This is a genomic window from Mycobacterium sp., assembly GCF_036490025.1.
GTDB lineage: Bacteria > Actinomycetota > Actinomycetes > Mycobacteriales > Mycobacteriaceae > Mycobacterium.
Genome location: NZ_DASXEP010000069.1, coordinates 13,914 through 32,628 on the forward strand (window position 1 = coordinate 13,914; position 18,715 = coordinate 32,628).

At 65.4% G+C, this 18,715-nt stretch carries 16 protein-coding genes; 7 read left to right on the plus strand and 9 right to left on the minus strand.

The window, feature by feature from the left end; all coding sequences use genetic code 11:
* Positions 1-62: 62 nt before the first annotated feature.
* Positions 63-722 carry an amino acid-binding protein gene (locus VGG53_RS07510; RefSeq protein ID WP_331517412.1) on the plus strand — a complete coding sequence of 220 codons (660 nt, stop codon included), beginning with the start codon at positions 63-65 and terminating at the stop codon, positions 720-722.
* Between the two features lie 63 nt (positions 723-785).
* The gene (locus tag VGG53_RS07515) at positions 786-1,295 is read left to right on the plus strand and encodes a hypothetical protein (RefSeq protein WP_331517451.1); all 510 of its coding nucleotides are present in this window, start codon (positions 786-788) and stop codon (positions 1,293-1,295) included.
* 28 nt (positions 1,296-1,323) lie between these two features.
* Here VGG53_RS07515 and VGG53_RS07520 read toward each other — a convergent pair whose 3' ends face one another.
* The 5 genes from VGG53_RS07520 to VGG53_RS07540 all read right to left on the minus strand — a co-directional run bounded on the left by VGG53_RS07520 (position 1,324) and on the right by VGG53_RS07540 (position 7,021).
* The gene (locus VGG53_RS07520) at positions 1,324-2,235 is read right to left on the minus strand and encodes a metal-dependent hydrolase (protein WP_331517414.1); all 912 of its coding nucleotides are present in this window, start codon (positions 2,233-2,235) and stop codon (positions 1,324-1,326) included.
* Between the two features lie 39 nt (positions 2,236-2,274).
* Positions 2,275-4,365: an NAD-dependent DNA ligase LigA gene (gene ligA, locus VGG53_RS07525; protein ID WP_331517415.1), complete on the minus strand. Its 2,091-nt coding sequence runs from the start codon at positions 4,363-4,365 to the stop codon at positions 2,275-2,277.
* Positions 4,366-4,404: 39 nt separating this feature from the next.
* Positions 4,405-5,109 carry a peptide-methionine (S)-S-oxide reductase MsrA gene (msrA, locus tag VGG53_RS07530; protein WP_331517417.1) on the minus strand — a complete coding sequence of 235 codons (705 nt, stop codon included), beginning with the start codon at positions 5,107-5,109 and terminating at the stop codon, positions 4,405-4,407.
* 164 nt (positions 5,110-5,273) lie between these two features.
* Positions 5,274-6,287, minus strand: a complete 1,014-nt coding sequence (locus tag VGG53_RS07535; protein WP_331517418.1) for a methionine synthase — start codon at positions 6,285-6,287, stop codon at positions 5,274-5,276.
* A gap of 128 nt (positions 6,288-6,415) precedes the next feature.
* The gene (locus VGG53_RS07540) at positions 6,416-7,021 is read right to left on the minus strand and encodes a TetR/AcrR family transcriptional regulator (RefSeq protein ID WP_331517420.1); all 606 of its coding nucleotides are present in this window, start codon (positions 7,019-7,021) and stop codon (positions 6,416-6,418) included.
* 96 nt (positions 7,022-7,117) lie between these two features.
* On the opposite strand from VGG53_RS07540, the gene VGG53_RS07545 reads away from it, so the two are divergent.
* From VGG53_RS07545 to VGG53_RS07555, 3 genes are all read left to right on the plus strand, one after another.
* On the plus strand, positions 7,118-8,719 hold the full coding sequence (locus VGG53_RS07545) for a GMC family oxidoreductase (RefSeq protein ID WP_331517452.1): 1,602 nt from the start codon (positions 7,118-7,120) through the stop codon (positions 8,717-8,719).
* Positions 8,720-8,760: 41 nt separating this feature from the next.
* Entirely contained in the window at positions 8,761-9,693 is a 933-nt protein-coding gene (locus VGG53_RS07550; protein ID WP_331517422.1) for an alpha/beta hydrolase, read from the plus strand.
* Between the two features lie 93 nt (positions 9,694-9,786).
* A complete protein-coding gene (locus tag VGG53_RS07555; protein WP_331517453.1) occupies positions 9,787-10,428 on the plus strand; it encodes a sensor domain-containing protein in 642 nt (213 codons plus the stop codon).
* Positions 10,429-10,437: 9 nt separating this feature from the next.
* Here the strand turns inward: VGG53_RS07555 and mnmA are convergent, their stop codons facing one another.
* The 4 genes from mnmA to VGG53_RS07575 are packed head-to-tail and all read right to left on the minus strand — an operon-like array spanning position 10,438 to position 14,479.
* Positions 10,438-11,511, minus strand: a complete 1,074-nt coding sequence (mnmA, locus tag VGG53_RS07560) for a tRNA 2-thiouridine(34) synthase MnmA (protein WP_331517424.1) — start codon at positions 11,509-11,511, stop codon at positions 10,438-10,440.
* Positions 11,508-12,689 carry a cysteine desulfurase family protein gene (locus VGG53_RS07565; protein ID WP_331517425.1) on the minus strand — a complete coding sequence of 394 codons (1,182 nt, stop codon included), beginning with the start codon at positions 12,687-12,689 and terminating at the stop codon, positions 11,508-11,510. The genes mnmA and VGG53_RS07565 overlap by 4 nt, the downstream gene beginning before the upstream one ends.
* A gap of 33 nt (positions 12,690-12,722) precedes the next feature.
* Positions 12,723-13,640 carry a lysophospholipid acyltransferase family protein gene (locus VGG53_RS07570; protein ID WP_331517426.1) on the minus strand — a complete coding sequence of 306 codons (918 nt, stop codon included), beginning with the start codon at positions 13,638-13,640 and terminating at the stop codon, positions 12,723-12,725.
* A complete protein-coding gene (locus VGG53_RS07575) occupies positions 13,640-14,479 on the minus strand; it encodes a GNAT family N-acetyltransferase (protein ID WP_331517427.1) in 840 nt (279 codons plus the stop codon). The genes VGG53_RS07570 and VGG53_RS07575 overlap by 1 nt, the downstream gene beginning before the upstream one ends.
* 126 nt (positions 14,480-14,605) lie before the next feature.
* On the opposite strand from VGG53_RS07575, the gene VGG53_RS07580 reads away from it, so the two are divergent.
* Both VGG53_RS07580 and glgX read left to right on the plus strand, forming a co-directional pair.
* On the plus strand, positions 14,606-16,399 hold the full coding sequence (locus tag VGG53_RS07580) for an NAD(P)/FAD-dependent oxidoreductase (RefSeq protein WP_331517428.1): 1,794 nt from the start codon (positions 14,606-14,608) through the stop codon (positions 16,397-16,399).
* Positions 16,400-16,534: 135 nt separating this feature from the next.
* Positions 16,535-18,694 (plus strand): glycogen debranching protein GlgX, encoded by a 2,160-nt coding sequence (gene glgX / locus VGG53_RS07585; RefSeq protein WP_331517430.1) that lies wholly within the window; start codon positions 16,535-16,537, stop codon positions 18,692-18,694.
* The last annotated feature ends 21 nt before the right edge of the window (positions 18,695-18,715 follow it).

An 18,715-nucleotide genomic window follows, 5' to 3' on the forward strand; every position in this document is an offset into this window, starting at 1 on the left:
GGGGGCGTGCAGGCGGGAACCGCCGAAATGCCGAGGGCGCGCCGCTGTGCAACAGTGTGCGCGTGTCCTCGTATCTGCTGCGAGTGCAGCTGGCCGACCGGCCCGGCAGCCTCGGCTCGCTTGCCGTGGCCCTGGGATCGGTGGGCGCTGACATCTTGTCGCTGGACGTCGTGGAGCGCGGACCCGATTACGCCATCGACGATCTCGTGGTCGAACTGCCTCCAGGGGGCATGCCCGACACGCTGATCACGGCGGCCGAAGCGTTGCAGGGTGTACGGGTGGACAGCCTGCGGCCGCACACCGGGCTGCTGGACGCACACCGCGAGCTGGCGCTTATCGACCATGTCGCCGCCGCAGGCAGAACCGCGGCGAAGCTGAAGGTCCTCGTCGATGAGACGCCGCAGGTATTGCGGGTGGGCTGGTGCATGGTGCTGCGGAAATCCGACGACGGGTTTCGGCCCGCCGCCGGCAGCCGCGGCGCGCCGGAAACCGTGCTGAACGACGTGCCGTGGATGCCCATTGAGCACGCCACCGCCCTGGACGCAACCGACGACTGGGTGCCGCAGGTGTGGTGCGAGCTGGACACCACCTTGATCGCGGCTCCGTTGGGGAAACCGGAGACGGCGATACTGCTCGGCAGACCAGGTGGGCCGGTCTTTCGGCCCTCGGAGATCGCGCGGCTGGGCTACCTGGCCGGGATCGTCGGCACCCTGTTGCACTGAACGCCCCGACAGACCGGGTATTCATCAGGTGTGAGCGTGTTATCCGATACCCAGATCGCTGCGATGTCCCCCGACGAGCGGCGCCAACTGATCCGACGGCTCGAGCGACCGCTGTCGGATCTGCTGCCGGTCGCTGCGGCGCGCCGGATCCGGTGGAGCTGGCTGGGAATCATGATCGGCGGGACAGTGGTGCTGATTCCCTGGATCGTCTATCTCTCGTTCGCGCTGCCCGACGTCTACCTGGTGCACGACTGGACGGTGACCTGGGTCGGCTTCGACTTGCTGCTGCTCGCTTTGATGGCAGCGACGGTCATTTTCGGACTGTTGCGTCGACAGGTGATGCTCCTGACCGCGTTCGCGACCGGTGTCTTGTTGATCTGCGACGCGTGGTTCGACCTGATGACGGCCGGACCCACAGACATCCCGGTGTCGGAGCTCACCGCGGCGCTGGCGAACCTGCCGCTGGCCGCGGTGCTGATCACCGGCACGCTGCGGCTGTTCCGGTTCACCGCCATCCGGATGTGGCTGCTGGAGCCGCAAACCCCGCTGTGGCGGCTACCGCTGCTGCCGTAACGCGGACAAGCTCGAGCGGTCGGCGAGGTTATTCCTCGGGTCCAGTGAGCTGGGCCTGAGCCCGTTGGCGGGCGGCGCGAGCCGCAGGTGACTGTTCCAAGTACTCCATCCCAAGCTGCGTGGACACCTCCACGCTGGGGTGGTAGCCCGGCCGAACGTAGCGGCTCGGCACCGTCACCGCGACCAGCCACGGTCCCGGCACCCGATACTGTCGGGCAGCTCGCAACCAATCTCGCAAGCGCGGCTTGGTATTGATGGTCGGGTCGTTCGCCATCAAGAACCGAAGGCCCGCTATCCACCAGAACGCGAAAGTCGGCGCGGTCGAGAGCATCGTCAACGCCCTCAGGGGGTAGTTACCGCACACGTTCTGGTACACGTCGAACACCACCGAGCGGTGCTCGATCTCCTCGGCTCCGTGCCAGCGCAGCAGGTCAAGCATGGTCTGGTCGGCTCCGGCGTAATCGAGACCCCGGTTCTGGATGAACCATTCACCCAACGCGGCGTTGAAGGGTTCCAATGCAGCGACAACCGCGAGGCGGCGGTAGAGCGACATTCGCCGCAGTACCCGCGGCCATCCGGGGTGCTGTCTACCCAGCTTGGACAGCCATGTCTGCAGCTTGTCGGTGTATGGCGTGGTATCGATGCCCTGCTCTGCCAGATGCCGAAGGACCATCTGGTGCGCCCAGGCATGCCAGGCCTCCTGCTGAATAAAGGGCTTTATCCCCGCTTCCACCTCCGCGTCGTCGACCAGCGGTTTCGCCTCGGTGAGAACCTGGATGAACCAATGCTCGCTCACCGGCAGCAGCAAATGAAACACATTCAACAGATGTGTGCTGAACGGGTCGTCCGGAACCCAGTGCAGCGGGGTGTTCGACCAGTCGAAGCGCGTCTTCCGGCGATATGTCGGATATCCGTCCTGGTGGACTTCGAGATCAGTCATTCGCTCTCCCCGGCGCCCAGTTACCCCTGTAGTACCCCCTTAATCGTCATTCTTCAGCCGAACTGCCGGATTGCCCTCCGCTAGCAGGCTGCGGAAGCCGTCCTCGTCGAGGATGGGCACGCCGAGCTCGACCGCCTTGTCGTATTTCGATCCGGGGGCATCCCCGGCGACGACGTAGTCGGTCTTCTTCGACACCGAACCGGCGGCTTTGCCGCCGCGCGTCAGGATGGCCTCTTTGGCGTCGTCGCGGGAGAAGCCGGCCAGTGAACCGGTGACCACGATCGTCAGGCCCTCCAGCGTGCGAGGCACGCTGGCGTCGCGCTCGTCGGCCATTCGCACCCCGGCCGATCGCCACTTGTCGACGATCTCCCGATGCCAGTCGACGGCGAACCACTCGGTCACCGCGTCGGCGATCGTCGGGCCGACGCCTTCGACCGCGGCCAGCTGCTCGGTCGAGGCCGAGGTGATCGCATCCAAACTGCCGAACTCGATAGCCAGCGCGCGTGCGGCGGTGGGCCCGACATGCCGAATCGACAATGCCACCAACACCCGCCAGAGCGGCTGCTTCTTGGCGGTATCCAAGTTGGCCAGCAGCCGCTTCCCGTTGGCGGACAAGGCGCCACTCTTGGTGGTGAACAGATCCGTACGCAACAGGTCGTCTTCGGTGAGCGCGAACAGGTCACCCTCATCGTTGATCACGTTCGCTTTCAAGAGTGCGATCGCGGCCTCGTAGCCGAGGCCCTCGATGTCGAAGGCGCCACGGCCGGCGACGTGAAACACCCGCTCACGCAACTGCGCCGGGCACGACTGTGAATTGGGACACCGGATGTCGGCGTCGCCCTCCTTGGTCGGAGCCAATGTCGTCCCGCACTCCGGACATGTTGTCGGCATGACGAATTCGCGTTCGGAGCCGTCCCGCAGGTCGACGACGGGGCCCAGCACTTCGGGGATCACATCGCCGGCCTTGCGGATCACCACCGTGTCGCCGATCAGCACGCCTTTGCGCTTGACTTCGGCGGCGTTGTGCAAGGTGGCCAGCCCGACCGTCGACCCGGAGACGGTGACCGGCGTCATGAACGCGAACGGCGTCACCCGTCCGGTCCGGCCCACGTTGACGCGGATGTCGAGCAGTTGGGTCTGGACTTCCTGCGGCGGATACTTGTAGGCGATCGCCCATCGTGGCGCGCGCGACGTCGAACCGAGCCTGCGCTGCAACGCCACGTCGTCGACTTTGACCACCACGCCGTCGATTTCGTGGTCCACATCGTGGCGGTGCTCGCCCCAGTAAGCGACGCGCTCGAGGGCATCGGTGGCGTTCTCCACCCGGGTGGTGTGGTCGGAGACGGGCAGTCCCCAGGCCGCCAGCGCCAGATACGCATCGTGCAGGGTCGGCGGCCGGTACCCCTCCACGTGGCCCAGACCGTGGCAGATCATCCGGAGCTTGCGGCGGGCGGTCACGGCCGGGTCCTTCTGGCGCAGCGACCCCGCCGCGCTGTTACGCGGGTTGGCGAATGGCGTCTTGCCGTCTTCGACGAGCGCGGCGTTGAGCGCCTCGAAATCGGCGAGCCGGAAGAACACCTCTCCGCGCACCTCGAGGACGTCGGGCACCGGATGGTCGTCGCTGGGCGTCAGCCGCTCGGGCACGTCGTCGATGGTGCGCGCATTGAGCGTGACGTCTTCGCCGGTGCGTCCGTCGCCGCGGGTGGCCGCCCGGACCAGCCGGCCGTTGCGGTACACCAAAGCCAGTGCGACGCCGTCGATCTTGAGCTCGCACAGATAGGGAACGTCCGCACCGACTTCGGCTCGCACCCGCGCCGCCCACAGGTCGAATTCTTCGGCGCTGAACACGTTGTCCAGCGACAGCATTCGCTCCAGATGGTCGGCGGAGGTGAAATCGGTGGCGAAGCCGGCGCCGCCGACCAGTTGGGTCGGTGAGTCGGGCGTGCGCAACTCGGGATGCTCGTCTTCGAGCGCGGCAAGACGGCGCAGCAGTGCGTCAAAATCCGCGTCCGAGATGATCGGCGCGTCACGCACGTAGTAGCGGAACTGGTGCTCGCGCACTTCGTCGGCCAATTCACGCCAAGAACGCCGGACCTCAGGCGGAATCGGATCAGCCTCTGCTGAGCTCACCTTGGCAGGCTATCGGAGGACGCCGACAGCCCTGTGCGGCTAGTTGCGATAGAGGTCTGGGAAGTCCGACTTGAGCGCGCCCAGCTTGGGCAGATCATTGGCGACGATGTACGAGTCGTTCGGATGCAGGCTGAGGTAGTCCTGGTGGTAGGCCTCGGCCGGGAAAAACTGAGTTTGCGCCGACACGGCGGTGACGATCGGCGCGGGGAATGAGCCCGCTGAATTCAGCTGGGCGATGTAGGCGTTCGCAATCTTTTGCTGGGTGTCGTCCTGCACAAAGATCACCGAACGGTATGAAGGGCCCACGTCGGGTCCCTGACGGTCGAGTTCGGTCGGATCTTGCACGACGGCGAAAAAGACCTGCAACAGCCTGCCGTAGCTCACCTGGGTCGGGTCATAGGTGATGCGCACCGATTCGGCGTGCCCGGTGGTCTCGGTGCTGACGGCGTCGTAATTAGCCGTCGCTGCATCTCCGCCGGCGTATCCCGATTGAGCGGATGACACCCCCTTGACGTGCTGAAAGAGGCCCTGCACGCCCCAGAAGCAGCCACCGGCCAGGACTGCGGTTTCGGCCTTTGGGCGCCCTGTCGCCGGCTCGTCGAGCGTGGGTGCCGGAATCGCGCTCGCCGCCGTCCCGCGCGCGGCCGGCATCACCGGGCCACGGACGAGGAAAGCCACCGCGGCCAATCCGATCACTGCCAGCCATGACGTCAGGACTGCCCGCTGCCGAGTCTTGCCATTCATGTGCATGCCTTCTTCCGTCCCCAGAGACCCGTCGATCAATGCGGGAGGCCCAGGGTATAGCAACTGTGTGAACGGCGTCGTGCTCAACTTTCGCCGCATTTGAAACACGTTGCCGGACAACCAGAAGTTCAATCCTCGACGTAGGCGCGCAACCGGTCGAGTCGTCAGATTGCGTCGGGATCTTCGGCGAAGGCCTCGGCCGCCCGCCGGGCCAAGCCGATGGCGTCGCGGGCCCATTCCGGTGTCGCGGCGGCTAATCCACACGCCGGAGTGATGCCGATGCGGTCGCGCAGCGCCGAGCGCCCGAAGCCGAGCCGGTCGGTGATGGCCACGACGTCGGCGGCGACCTCCTCCACCGCCGGCCGGCGCACCGGCGCACTCGACGACACGACGCCCAGCATGACGACCCGCCCCGATGCGACGAACTCGGCGATGCCATCCAGGTCGGCGACTTCCAGCATCCCGGCGTCCACCGATACCGCACTAATACTGCTGTGCTGCAACACTTTCCACGGGATCGCCGCGTCACAACAATGCACCGACGCCTCCGCGCCGGCGGCGGCCACACAGGTGTCGAGCAGGGTGGTGGCCAGGCTCTCCTCCAGGGCCGCCACCGGGCTCAGCGAGGTCACTCCGGTCAGCCGGCCGGCGACGGCCGCGGGCAGTGAAGGCTCATCGAATTGCACCACCACCGGAGTATCGAGCCGGCGAGCTACCGAGGCCCGATGCGCGGCAACCCCTTCGGCCAGTGAGGCGGCAATGTCGTTGAGTGCGCCGATGTCGGTGATCGCCCGATGCCCGTTAGACAGTTCCAACTGGGCCGCCAGCGTGATCGGCCCCGGCGCTTGAACTTTGACGGGCCGCCCGCTCCTCCGCAAACCCGCGGTCTCCCAAGCCTCTTCCAGCGCATCGACGTCCTCGTGGAGCAGGCTGGCCGCCCGCCGCGTCACCGCGCCGGCACGGGCCACCACGCGATAGCCACGAGGCACCGTGTCAATGGCCACGTCGATCAGCAGCGCACCAGCACGGCCGATGATGTCGGCGCCCACTCCGCGGGCAGGCAACTCGACAAGGTGGGCCATCGCGGCGCTCAGCTCGCCGACGACAATCTCGGCTGCCGGTCGCGCGGCAGTACCGGGCCATGACCCGGTGCCGGTAGCGGTTGCGAAAACACTCACCGGACAACCGTATTCGACCGCACATTATTCGGCCGGCCAGGGTCTTCTACTTCTAGGTCGCACACGAATCTGTGCAACAAACGCCGAATCCGAAACTTACCGCTGCTTGGGTCGAGCTCGTCAAACGGTTACCCCGGCGGGCGGTCGTCGGTGTCAGGGCCGATCAGCGCGGCTGTGGTGCTGAGTGCGGATCCGAGCGGCGCGATCCTGGATGCACTGTGTTCGGGGATGCCGCGCGAGATCAGGATCGATCCCACCATTAGAGCGACGATGCTCCACGCTCGTCGTTGCCGATCAGGCTCGTCGCCGTCGAGTAGGCCCGCGATCCGGTCCACGAGTGCGGTCATCTTGTGCTGGTAAGCGTCTTTCACCTGCGGTCGCGCGCGCGCGACGTCGGCGCTCAAAGCGGGCATTACGCAGCCCTCGGCCGGGTCCAGGCTGTGATCGGCGCTGATGTAGTCCTGGACAAACTTGATCAGGCGCGCGCGTCCCTGTGCGGGGGTGGTCGAATCCGTATCCGTCAGGAACGGCTCGCCCAACGCGGCGTCGATGACGGCCTCGAGCATGGCTTCTTTGCTCGCAAAGTTCGAGTAGAACGCGCCAGACGTCACACCCGCGGCTGCCGCAAGTCCGTCCACACCGATGCCGTTGAAACCACTTGTTTTCAGCGAACGCGCACCAGCGCGCAGCAACGCGTCGCGCGCTCGCGCCTTCTGATCCGGTGGATACCTCAACAGCCCTCCTTGACCCACAGTCCATTATAGGATAGCGTACGTTACATAACGAACGTGATTCTACGGCTGGGGTGAGAGGATCATCAATTGACAACGGTGGGGGCGCAGCCGTTCGCGAACTTGGCCGGCGGGTTGGACCAGCGCTATGACGTCGTCGTTTGTGGGGCGGGATCGTCGGGGTCGGTGATCGCCCGTCGGCTCGCCGAAAATCCCGACGTTCGGGTGCTGCTGCTGGAGGCCGGCGGCACCGATGACCTAACCAGTGTCAGCGAGGCCAGCCAATGGCCGTTGAATCTTGGCGGCGAACTCGATTGGAATTTCCGCTCTGAGCCCGACCCGTTGTTGAACGGCCGCTCGATCCCGTTCTCGATGGGCAAAGTTCTGGGCGGCGGATCAAGCATCAACCTGATGATCTGGGCGCGCGGACATCAAAGCGATTGGGACCACTTCGCCACCGAATCCGGTGAGCCAATGTGGGGATACCAGCCGGTGCTGGACCTGTACCGCTCGATCGAGGATTGGCGCGGCAGCGGCGAGGCGAACTATCGAGGCACCGGCGGACCGATATTCGTGCAGCCCGCACCCAACGTCCACCCTTTGGCGGTGGCGACTGTCGATGCGGCCAGAGCGGCGGGGATTCCGACCTACCAGAGTCCCAACGGCCACATGATGGAGGAGAACCGCGGCGCCGCCATTACTGATTTACGCTGGCGTGACGGTAAGCGCCTGTCGCTGTTCGGTACGTACATAACCCCGCATCTAGACAAGCCGAACCTGACCGTCGTGCCGCAGGCGTTGGTGACCCGGGTGCTTTTCGACGGCACCCGAGCCACCGGGGTCGAGGTCGTCCACGGCGGCGTGGTTCACCGGGTCACTGCTGACGCTGAAGTCGTCCTCTCACTGGGCGCTATTCACACGCCCAAAGTGCTGATGCAGTCCGGCATCGGTGATCAAGCCGAGTTGCGCCGTGTCGGAATTACGACCCGGCAGCATCTACCGGGTGTGGGCCGCAACTTTCAGGACCACTTTGGATTCGACTGCGTGTGGCAGTTTCCGGAAAACGTGGTGGGTAGCACCCAGGTGGGTTCGACACTGTTTTGGGACTCTGGGGCAGCCGGCGTCGAGGGTCCCGATCTGTTTGCCTGTTTGGGGCCATTCCCAAAGGCAACTCCCGAGAATGCTGCCAAATTCGGCCTGCCAGAAAACAGTTGGGTCCTGTTCGGCTCACCTACCCATCCAAAAAGCCACGGCCGGTTACGGTTGTCAGGCCCGGACCCGTCCGACCCTATTCGGATAGAAGCCAACGCGCTGTCGCACCCGGATGATCTGAACGCAGCGATCGCTTGCGTCGAGTTTCTCCGTGAAATCGGTAACTCGGCCGAGCTTCGTCCGTTCGTCGAGCGCGAAGTCATGCCCGGCGATCTAACCGGTGCAGAGCTTGAGACTTATTTGCGCAGTGCCGTGACCACGTACTGGCACGAATCGGGGACGGCGAAGATGGGCCGCGACCACATGTCGGTGGTCGACGGACACCTCAGGGTTTATGGCATCGACAACCTGCGCGTGGCCGACGCCTCTATCATGCCGCGGATCACCAGCGGCAACACCATGGCCCCGTGCGTGGTAATCGGAGAGCGCGCTTCGCAGTTCATCAAAGCAGAGCACCGGTTCTCCGACCGGTGCCGACCGAAGTTCTAATCCCACATCCACGAAATATGAAGCACAGAAAGGCAAACCACATGGCAAGCAACGAAGCGATCGGATTCGCCGACTTCCTCGCGACACTGAGCTCGCGATCCTCTGATCCGCGTCTCGACTTACCAACTGTCCGCGACATCATCGAGACGATTCACCTCGCAACCAAGGAGCCCGAAGGCGTCAGCTACGCCGAGCAGACTGTCGGCGGCGTCGAGGCGCTCTGGTGCATTCCCGCCGGCACCGACGACCGAGCCGTCATACTGCACAACCACATGGGCGGCACCGTCGTCGCATCGATGCATTCCGATCGCAAGGCCGCCGCCCATATTGCAAAGGCAGCCGGTGTGCCGTCGCTGGTGCTGAATTACCGTCAGTCCCCCGAGCATAAATTCCCTGCGCAGATCGAAGATGTAGACAACGCTTACAGGTGGCTGCTCGAGCAGGGCTACCGGCCGGAGAACATCGCCAGTGCCGGGCACTCGATCGGTGCCAACTTCGCTCTCAGTCTCGCTCTGCGACTGCGTGATTCAGGTGACCCACTGCCCGGCGCGATCCTCTCCATCTCTCCGTGGGTTGACATGACACTTGCCAATCCCACCATCGACAGTAATGCCGGCGCCGACAAGCTCCTCTCACGTCCATTATTGGAGTTCTTCCGATCCCTTTGGCTCGACGAGACCGGCGTGGAATGGAACGACGCACGCGTCACTCTCCTCGCGGCTGATCTCACCGGACTACCACCAACCGCGATCTACTACGGCGCAGACGAGATACTCGCCGGTGAAGCCACCCAACTCGCGCACCGGGCTCAAGCGGCAGGCAACGACGTTCTTTTGCGGGCGGTCCCCGCAGGACAGCACTCATTCATCGTCGCCGCCGGGCGGGTACCCGAAGTCGACGACGCCATCAAAGAAATGGGCAGCTGGTTGCGAATCAAACTCGGACTCAGCGAAATCGCCGCAGCGCGACCCTAAGACTAAGAGCGGCGGACGGCGACGTATTCCTGTCGCTCCGGCGGCGCGACTACCCTGGCATGAAGGTAGCGGCTTCAATCACCTGGGAAAATGATGTCAGGGCTAGCGGTAGCGGCGCGACGGCTGATGCTGTGCGGTGTGGCTCTGCTGGCCACGGCATGCACCCGCATCGTGAGCGGTGCCGCCTTGCCCGAATTCGGTGCAGGACCCAATCTTTCCGGTGTCGACGTGGACCGGGTCCTGCTCGATCAGCCCCGAATGCAGGCGATAACCGGCGGCGGCGAACACCTCACCATCATTCCGTCAATGGACGGCGACGCTCCGGTGGACATCGATGCCTTCGCCCAGAGCGCGCCGCCGGAATGCCGGTTTGTCTACGCCGACACCGCAACCTTCGGACCCGACATCGAAATGTTCCACAAAACCACCTTCCAGGACCCGCCTCGCGGCGGGTTGATCTCGGAGGGTGCGGCCGCCTACCGCGACGCCGACACGGCCCGTCGGGCGTTCGGCGCTCTGGTGGCGACCGTCCGGCACTGCGCAGACAGCTCGGTCGGCGCGGGATTCGTCGGCACCTGGAAGTCCGACGAACGCTCACTGCAGACTCGGCCCGGCGACTGCGGGCGCGATTACCTGCTCAAGTCCGTCGTGCTGATGGAGGTCACCTTCTGCGGATTCCCGGACTCGGTGTCCACGATCGTGATTACCAACATCGCCGCCAACGTGCCCGGCTAGCGCGCCGGGTTACGACGATCCGGTGATGGTGGCGCTACCGAGCACTTCGTCGCCGCCCGGGTCGCGGCGGTACAGCACCAGCGTCTGCCCCGGCGCCACACCGCGCAACGGCGTGCGCAGCCGCACCCGCAGCTCGTCGTCGGCCAACTCCGCTACCGCGTCGACCGCCTCGCCGTGCGCGCGCACCTGCACGGCGCATTCGACGGGTCCCGCCGGTGCGATGCCCGCGGTGAAAACCGGCTGGTGGCCAGTGAGCTGCCATACCTCGAGGTCAGCCGCCGAGCCGACCTGGACGGTGCCGCTGTCGGCGTCGATCGCGGTGACGTAGCGCGGTTGGCCGTCCGGACCCGGGCCGGCGATGCCCAGCCCCTTGCGCTGGCCGATGGTGAAACTGTGCACGCCGTCATGGCTTGCCAGGACGGCGCCGCCCTGGTCGACCACCGCACCGCGCCGCACCCCGATGCGTTCACCCAGAAAGGCTTGGGTATCGCCGGACGGGATGAAGCAGATGTCGTGGCTGTCCGGCTTCTCCGCGACCGCCAGTCCCCGGCGGGCCGCCTCCGCGCGAATCTCCGGCTTGGCGGTGTCCCCGATCGGGAAGGCGGCATGGCGCAGTTGGCTCGCGGTCAGCACCGCGAGCACGTAGGACTGGTCTTTGTCGGCGTCGACAGCACGGCGTAACTGCCCGCCGGATAGCCGCGCGTAGTGGCCGGTGGCGACCGCGTCAAACCCCAGCGCCAGCGCGCGAGCCGCCAATGCGGAGAACTTGATTCGCTCGTTGCACCGCACACACGGATTCGGGGTTTCGCCGCGGGCGTAGGACGACACGAAGTCGTCGATCACGTCCTCTTTGAACTTGTCCGCGAAATCCCAGACGTAGAACGGGATTCCGAGCACATCAGCGACTCGTCGGGCATCACCGGCGTCTTCTTTGGAGCAACAGCCCCGCGAGCCGGTCCGCAATGTGCCCGGGGCCTGCGACAACGCCAGGTGCACGCCGACCACGTCGTGACCGGCGTCGACCATGCGCGCGGCGGCCACCGAGGAGTCGACACCACCGCTCATCGCAGCGAGCACCCTCATCGCGAAACCCCCGCGGCGGCAAGCGCGGCCTGACGGGCGCGGGCCACGGCGCCGGGCAGTACCTGCAGCGCCGCGTCGATGTCCGACTCGACACTGGTGTGCCCCAATGACAGTCGAAGCGACCCGCGGGCGCTGACGGCGTCGGCACCCATCGCGACCAATACGTGCGACGGCTGCGCGACTCCGGCGGTGCACGCCGATCCGGTCGAGCACTCGATTCCGTTGGCGTCCAACAACATCAGCAGCGCATCGCCCTCGCAGCCGTCGAAGGTGAAGTGCGTATTGCCCGGCAGCCGTCGTGACCCGCCGGCGCCGTTGAGACGGGCGTCCTCCACACCGGTCAACACACCGTCGATGACACGGTCACGCAGCAGTCGTAACCGCGCGCTGTTGACCTCGAGCCCATCCACCGCGAGCTGTATCGCGGTCGCCATGCCAACGGCGCCAGCCACATCCGGTGTGCCGGAACGAATGTCACGCTCCTGTCCGCCGCCGTGCGACAATGGCATGCAGCCGACATCGCGGCGAAGCAGCAGTGCGCCCGCGCCGGGCGGGCCGCCGAACTTGTGCGCGGCAACACTCATCGCGGACAACTGGCCGGCACCGAAAGCGACGGGCAACTGCCCCACCGCCTGAACCGCGTCGCTGTGCATGGGTACATCGAATTCGGCTGCGATGGCTGCCAGCTCGGCGATCGGCATGATCGTGCCGACCTCGTTGTTGGCCCACATCACCGAGACCAGCGCGACGTCGTCGTGGTTTTGCAGCGCGTCACGCAGTGCCGCAGCGGACACCGATCCGTCCGGGGCGGTGGGCAGCCACGTCACCTCGGCGCCTTCGTGTTCGGCGAGCCAGTTCACCGCGTCCAGCACCGCGTGGTGCTCCACCTCGGTGGTGATGATGCGGCAGTGGCGCGGCTCGGCATCGCGGCGCGCCCAGTAAATGCCTTTGACGGCCAGGTTGTCGCTTTCGGTGCCACCGGCGGTGAACAGCACCTCGGACGGGCGGGCTCCCAGCTTGGCCGCGATCAGCTCACGGGATTCCTCCATGCGACGCCGGGCGACCCGACCGGTGGTATGCAGCGAGGAGGCGTTGCCCACGGTGCTCAGGACGGCCGTCATCGCCTCGACGGCAGCGGGGTGCATCGGGGAGGTCGCGGCGTGATCCAGGTAGACCATGACCTGCCCAGGATACCGAGGCCCCGCTGGTGGTCAGGACGCCAGCACAGACGACCGCTGCCCGTGCCCCGGCTGTGGCGCCGGTGCGCTGCGTATCGCTGCCTGGCAGCGCCGGGCCAGCTCTCGCCGATCCACCCCCGGCAGCTGCAGTGATTCGACGTAGATCCGTGCCACCGTGCGACGGGCGACCATCAGCCGACCGATCGAGCGCAGCAACGTGTCGTCGCCGATAAAGGCCGGGACGGTCGAGGCCTGGCCGTTGCGATGCTGGTAGCGCAGCCGCAGCGGCTGGACCGGTCGGCCGGTGTCGACGGCGGCCTGGAACATCGCCGGATAGAACGGCCCCGAGCCCTGGTGGGCCCGCCCAGAGCGGCCCGAATCATCGCCGGGCAGGCCGCACCAGGTGGTGCCCTCGGGGAATGCCACCACGGTGTGACCCGCATCGAGCCGGGCGGCCACGGTGGCCACCACCTCGGGCAGCCGGCGCAGGCTGGCCCGCTCGATCGGGATGACATTCACGATGCGCGCCATCATCCGCACCGCTGAATTGCCCGCCACGTCGGCCCGGGCAACAAACGACAGCGGCGATGCCCGCCACCGGCTCGACGGCAGCGCGGCGCCGATCGTCAGGATGTCCAGCCAGGACATGTGGTCGCTGACCACCAGCACGCCGGGCAGATTGCGGATCGGCCCGCCGGCGACCGTGGTCTTGACTCCGAGGCACCCCAACAACAGTCGGCAGTAAATCTGTCTGGACTTTGACCATCCCGGTAGCACCCCCGCCAGCAGCGGCAACGCGGGTGCCAACAGCAGCAACAAGCTGATCCGGCGCGCGACCCGCAACGCCACGATCAGCCGCCGGGTCGCTTCATAGCCGCCGGCCCGCAGGCATTCCGCATTGCAGGTCGCGCGCGGCAACCAGGCGTGGTCCCGCGACGCCGGGCCGCTCATCAAGCCACCCGGTCCGCTGCTTGGCTGGCCGCCGATATCGACCGGAGCCGGCGCAGGTAGCGGGTGTCGGCCTGACGTTTGTCCAGCAGTGCGGGGAAATCTCCGACGCCGAAGCCGGCGTCGTAGGCCGGCTCACCGCATATCCGCGCACCCAGCCGCAGGTAGCCGCGCATCAGCGGCGGTATCACCGGCCGCGCGGGCGGCGCGATCTCGTCCAGCGGACGTCCGTCGATGATCACCGGCCGGTGCGGATGCACCCGGTAATCGGCTGAGGCGGCATGGCGTCGCAGCACGAAATCGCGCACCCCGCGAATCTGACTGCCCGGTGGTCCGTCGTCTCCGGCTACCGGTACCGATACGCAGCCGGTGACATAGTCGTAGTTGCGATGGTCGAGGTAGGCCAGGATGCCGGCCCACATCAGGAGTACGACAGCGCCGCTGCGGTGATCGTGACGAACCACCGCACGGCCCATCTCCACCAACGACGGTCGCAGCGAGTCCAGCGCTTGAATGTCGAATTCCGTTGCGGTGTAAAGTCCGCCGGCCGCAACAGCGCCGGTCGGCGAAAGCATCCGGTAACAGCCCACCAGCTCACCGGAGTTGTCCTCGCGCACCAGCAAGTGGTCACAGTGTTCGTCGAAACGGTCGACGTCGAGGCCTGCGTCGTGTCCGGTCAGCGCGAAGCCCGGCTCGCTACTGAACACCTCGTAACGCAGCCGTTGGGCTCCTTCGATGTGAGCGGAGTCGGTGGACAGCAACAGGGAATAGCGTGGCTCGGCCGACGAACGCGTCCCCGGGGCCGGCTTGTCGGCGGCGATGAGGACCGAATCAGTACCCATATGCGCCACTGTGGCGCTGTTGATCAGCTAATTGGCATCGCGGCCGTAACGTGTCCGTGCACGTTAGGTGACGAAGGTCTGCATTTCGACGTTGCCTGGCTCACAAAATTGGTCCAGTATTCAGCCGTGACGTCTAGGCGCAGCGCGGATACCGTCGATCCCGATGCGCTGCGCACCAAGTACGCCGAGGAACGCCGACGGCGTCTGCGCTCGGACGGCATTTCGCAGTATGTGGAAATAACCGGCGCATTCAGCAAGTTCGGCGATGATCCATGGGCCGACCCCGATTTCAGCCGCGAACCCATCATGGATTCCGTCGACGTCGCCGTGATCGGCGCCGGTTTCGGCGGGCTACTGATCGGGGCGCGGTGCAAGCAACTCGGTGTCGACAATGTGCGGTTGATCGACAAGGCCGCTGACGTCGGGGGCACCTGGTACTGGAATCGCTACCCCGGAATCGCCTGCGACGTCGAATCCTACGTCTACATGCCGTTGCTCGAAGAGCTCGGCTACATCCCGACCGAGAAGTACGCCAAGGGCGCCGAGATCTGGGCTCACTGCCGGCGCATCGCCGAGCACTACGACTTGTACCGTGACGCGTGTCTGCAGACCGAGGTGCGGGAAATCCGTTGGGAGCCAGACAATTCACGGTGGGTAATCTCCACCGACCGCGGTGACCAGATTCGGGCCCGGTTCGTGGCGATGGCCAATGGATACCTACAGAAACCGAAACTGCCTGGGATCACCGACATTACCCACTTCGGCGGTCATGCCTTTCACACCAGTCGCTGGGATTACGAATACACCGGAGCCGACCTGGGCGGGCTGTCCGATCAGCGGGTCGGGATCATCGGAACCGGCGCAACGGCCATCCAGTGCGTGCCGCGACTCGCCGAAGCGGTGCATCAACTGTTCGTCTTTCAACGCACCCCGTCCACGGTGGACGTGCGAGCCAACCGGCTGACCGAACCCGACTGGGCCGCGTCGCTGGAACCCGGTTGGCAACGACGCCGCATGGAGAACTTCCAAATCCTCACTGCCGGAGGCACATCGGACGAGGATCTGGTCGACGATGCCTGGACCAGCCTCACCAAGAAAATGCCGATCGTCAACGAAGGCGGCCCGAACGCCGCCGAAATGGCCGACTTCGCCAAGATGGAAGAGATCCGGGCGCGCGTCGAAGCCATCGTGGCCGATACCTCCACCGCCGAGGCGCTCAAGCCGTGGTACGGGTACTACTGCAAGCGGCCCTGCTTCCACGACGAATACCTGCAGGCGTTCAACCGTGACAACGTCACCCTGGTCGACACCCACGGCCTCGGCGTCCAGCAGATCACCGCTGGCGGCGTCGTCGTGGACGGTGTCGGATATCCGTTGGACTGTTTGATTTTCGCCACCGGATTTGAAGTCGGCACCAGCTACTCGCAGCGCACCGGCTTCGAAATCATCGGCCGCGACGGGCTGGCGCTCACCGACAAGTGGGCCGACGGCGTTCGCACGCTGCACGGCTTGCACATCAACGGCTTTCCGAACTGCTTCATCGAAAGCATCGCGCAGTCCGGCTTCACCGTGAACTTCCCGTACCTGATCGACACCCAGTCCCGTCACATCGCTTGGCTGATCGCGTGGGCGCTGCAGCACGGCGCCACGGAGGTGGAGGCCACCGAGGATGCCGAAGCCGCCTGGGTGGACACCGTCGTGCAACGCTCCAGTGTCATCGCCGGGCGGCGAGAATCGTGCACTCCCGGCTACTACAACCGCGAAGGCCAGCCGAGCGCACGGCTGAACCAGGACAGCTTCTTCTTCGGCAGCCCAACCGAATACGCCGACATCCTGCACAGGTGGCGGACCGCGAAGACGCTCGAGGGGATCGAGGTTCGGTCAATCGCCGTGGACACCGGCTCATCCGCTGTCGTTTAGCCGACCCGGCGTAGCGCGCCAACGGCGACTGACCGCCGCATTGTGCCTCGGTTCACAGAATGTGTGACCGGCCGCCGGGCGGGTATCCCCAGCGTCGGGCCGTATCCACGCGGCCCTTTGGCGAAAGAGGGCGCTGTGTCGGAAGTTGTCGATTCGGTCGCATCGCCGCCGGCATCCATCGAGCAGTGGCCGGGCAAGGCCTACCCGCTGGGCGCCACCTACGACGGCTCGGGCACTAACTTTGCGGTGTTCAGCGAGGTGGCCGAAAAGGTGGAGCTGTGTCTCTTCGACGGCGACGACGTTGAGTCCAGGGTGGCGTTGAACGACGTGGACGGCTTCGTCTGGCACGGCTTTCTGCCGGCTGTCGAACCGGGTCAGCGCTACGGCTACCGGGTACACGGGCCATACGATCCGTCCGCGGGGCAGCGATGTAACCCGGCCAAGCTGCTGCTGGACCCGTACGCGAAGGCGATCGACGGCAACTTCGAGTGGCATCAGGCGCTGTTCAGTTACAACTTCGGCGACCCCGACAGCCGCAACGACGACGACTCCGCGCCGCGCATGCCGAAATCGGTGGTAATCAACCCGTACTTCGACTGGGGCAACGACCGCCCGCCGGACCATGAGTATGCCGACACCGTGATCTACGAGGCTCACGTCAAGGGGCTGACCCAACTGCATCCCGATATCCCCGAACGGCTGCGCGGCACGTACGCCGGCATCGCACACCCGGTGATCATCGAGCACCTGAAGAGTCTGAACGTCACCGCGATCGAGCTGATGCCGGTGCACCACTTCGCCAACGATTCCACGCTCGTCGACAAGGGGCTGTCAAACTACTGGGGCTACAACACAATCGGCTTCCTGGCACCCGACTTCAAGTACGCCTCCAGCGCTACGCCCGGCGGTCAGGTGCAAGAGTTCAAGACGATGGTCCGGGCCCTGCATGAGGAGGGCATCGAAGTGATCCTCGACGTGGTGTACAACCACACCGCCGAGGGCAACCACCTGGGCCCGACATTGTCGATGCGCGGGATTGACAACGCCGCCTATTACCGGCTGGTCGACGATGATCAGCAGTATTACATGGACTACACCGGAACCGGCAACAGTCTCAATGTCGGTCACCCGCACACACTGCAGCTGATCATGGATTCGTTGCGGTACTGGGTGACCGAAATGCACGTTGACGGCTTCCGCTTCGACCTGGCCGCAACACTGGCCCGCGAGTTCTACGACGTGGACCGACTGTCGGCATTTTTCGAACTGGTGCAACAGGATCCGACGGTCAGCCAGGTCAAGCTGATCGCCGAACCGTGGGATGTGGGCCCCGGCGGCTACCAGGTCGGTAATTTTCCGCCGCAGTGGACGGAGTGGAACGGCAAGTTCCGCGACACCGTGCGCGATTATTGGCGAGGCGAACCAGCGACGTTGGGCGAGTTCGCCTCCCGGCTGACCGGCTCGGCCGACCTCTACGAGCACACCGCCCGGCGCCCGGTGGCATCCATCAATTTCGTCACGGCGCACGATGGTTTCACGTTGCGCGACCTGGTGTCGTACAACGAAAAACACAACGAGGCCAACCAAGAGGGCAACAACGACGGCGAGAGCAACAATCGATCCTGGAACTGCGGTGCGGAAGGCCCAACCGACGACCCCGAGGTCAATGCGCTGCGCGCTCGCCAGCAGCGCAACTTCCTCGCGACGACGCTGCTGTCCCAAGGGGTTCCGATGATCTCACACGGCGACGAGATCGGGCGCACTCAAAACGGCAACAATAACGGATTCTGCCTGGACAACGAGATCACCTGGATGCATTGGGAGTCAACGGATACCGAGCTGTTGGAATTCACCCGGTCGGTGTCCGCTCTGCGCGCAGCGCATCCGGTGTTCCGGCGTCGCCGATTCTTCGAGGGAGTGCCGGTGCGCCGGCGCGGCGCCGAAGCACAGCCGGACATCTCTTGGTTTCGGCCCGACGGCTCCGAAATGAGTGACGAAGACTGGGATTCCGGCTTCGGCAAATCAGTAGCGGTCTATCTGAACGGCTTGGGCATCCCTGGCCTGGACGCCCGTGGGCAGCGGATCACCGACGATTCGTTTGTCCTGTGCTTCAACGCCCACCACGAGCCGATCGAGTTCACCATGCCGCCGGCAGAGTTCGGTCGATCATGGCTACCCGCCGTCGACACTGCCGGCGAGTCGGCCAATTCCGAAGATCAACAACCGATCCCGGCTGCCAGCGCTGTTCGGGTGGCGGCGCGGACAATGGTGGTCCTGCAAGCCGACGGTGAGTAGTCCGCCAGCGCAACCGATTTC

Excerpts from the sequence above, each read along its gene's own strand:
- VGG53_RS07515 (WP_331517451.1), top strand. The coding sequence starts at position 786 with ATGTCCCCCGACGAGCGGCGCCAACTGATCCGACGGCTCGAGCGACCG.
- VGG53_RS07555 (WP_331517453.1), top strand. The coding sequence starts at position 9,787 with ATGTCAGGGCTAGCGGTAGCGGCGCGACGGCTGATGCTGTGCGGTGTG.
- VGG53_RS07575 (WP_331517427.1), bottom strand. The coding sequence starts at position 14,479 with ATGGGTACTGATTCGGTCCTCATCGCCGCCGACAAGCCGGCCCCGGGG.
- mnmA (WP_331517424.1), bottom strand. The coding sequence starts at position 11,511 with ATGAGGGTGCTCGCTGCGATGAGCGGTGGTGTCGACTCCTCGGTGGCC.
- VGG53_RS07520 (WP_331517414.1), bottom strand. The coding sequence starts at position 2,235 with ATGACTGATCTCGAAGTCCACCAGGACGGATATCCGACATATCGCCGG.
- VGG53_RS07550 (WP_331517422.1), top strand. The coding sequence starts at position 8,761 with ATGGCAAGCAACGAAGCGATCGGATTCGCCGACTTCCTCGCGACACTG.
- VGG53_RS07570 (WP_331517426.1), bottom strand. The coding sequence starts at position 13,640 with ATGAGCGGCCCGGCGTCGCGGGACCACGCCTGGTTGCCGCGCGCGACC.
- VGG53_RS07565 (WP_331517425.1), bottom strand. The coding sequence starts at position 12,689 with ATGGTCTACCTGGATCACGCCGCGACCTCCCCGATGCACCCCGCTGCC.
- msrA (WP_331517417.1), bottom strand. The coding sequence starts at position 5,109 with ATGAATGGCAAGACTCGGCAGCGGGCAGTCCTGACGTCATGGCTGGCA.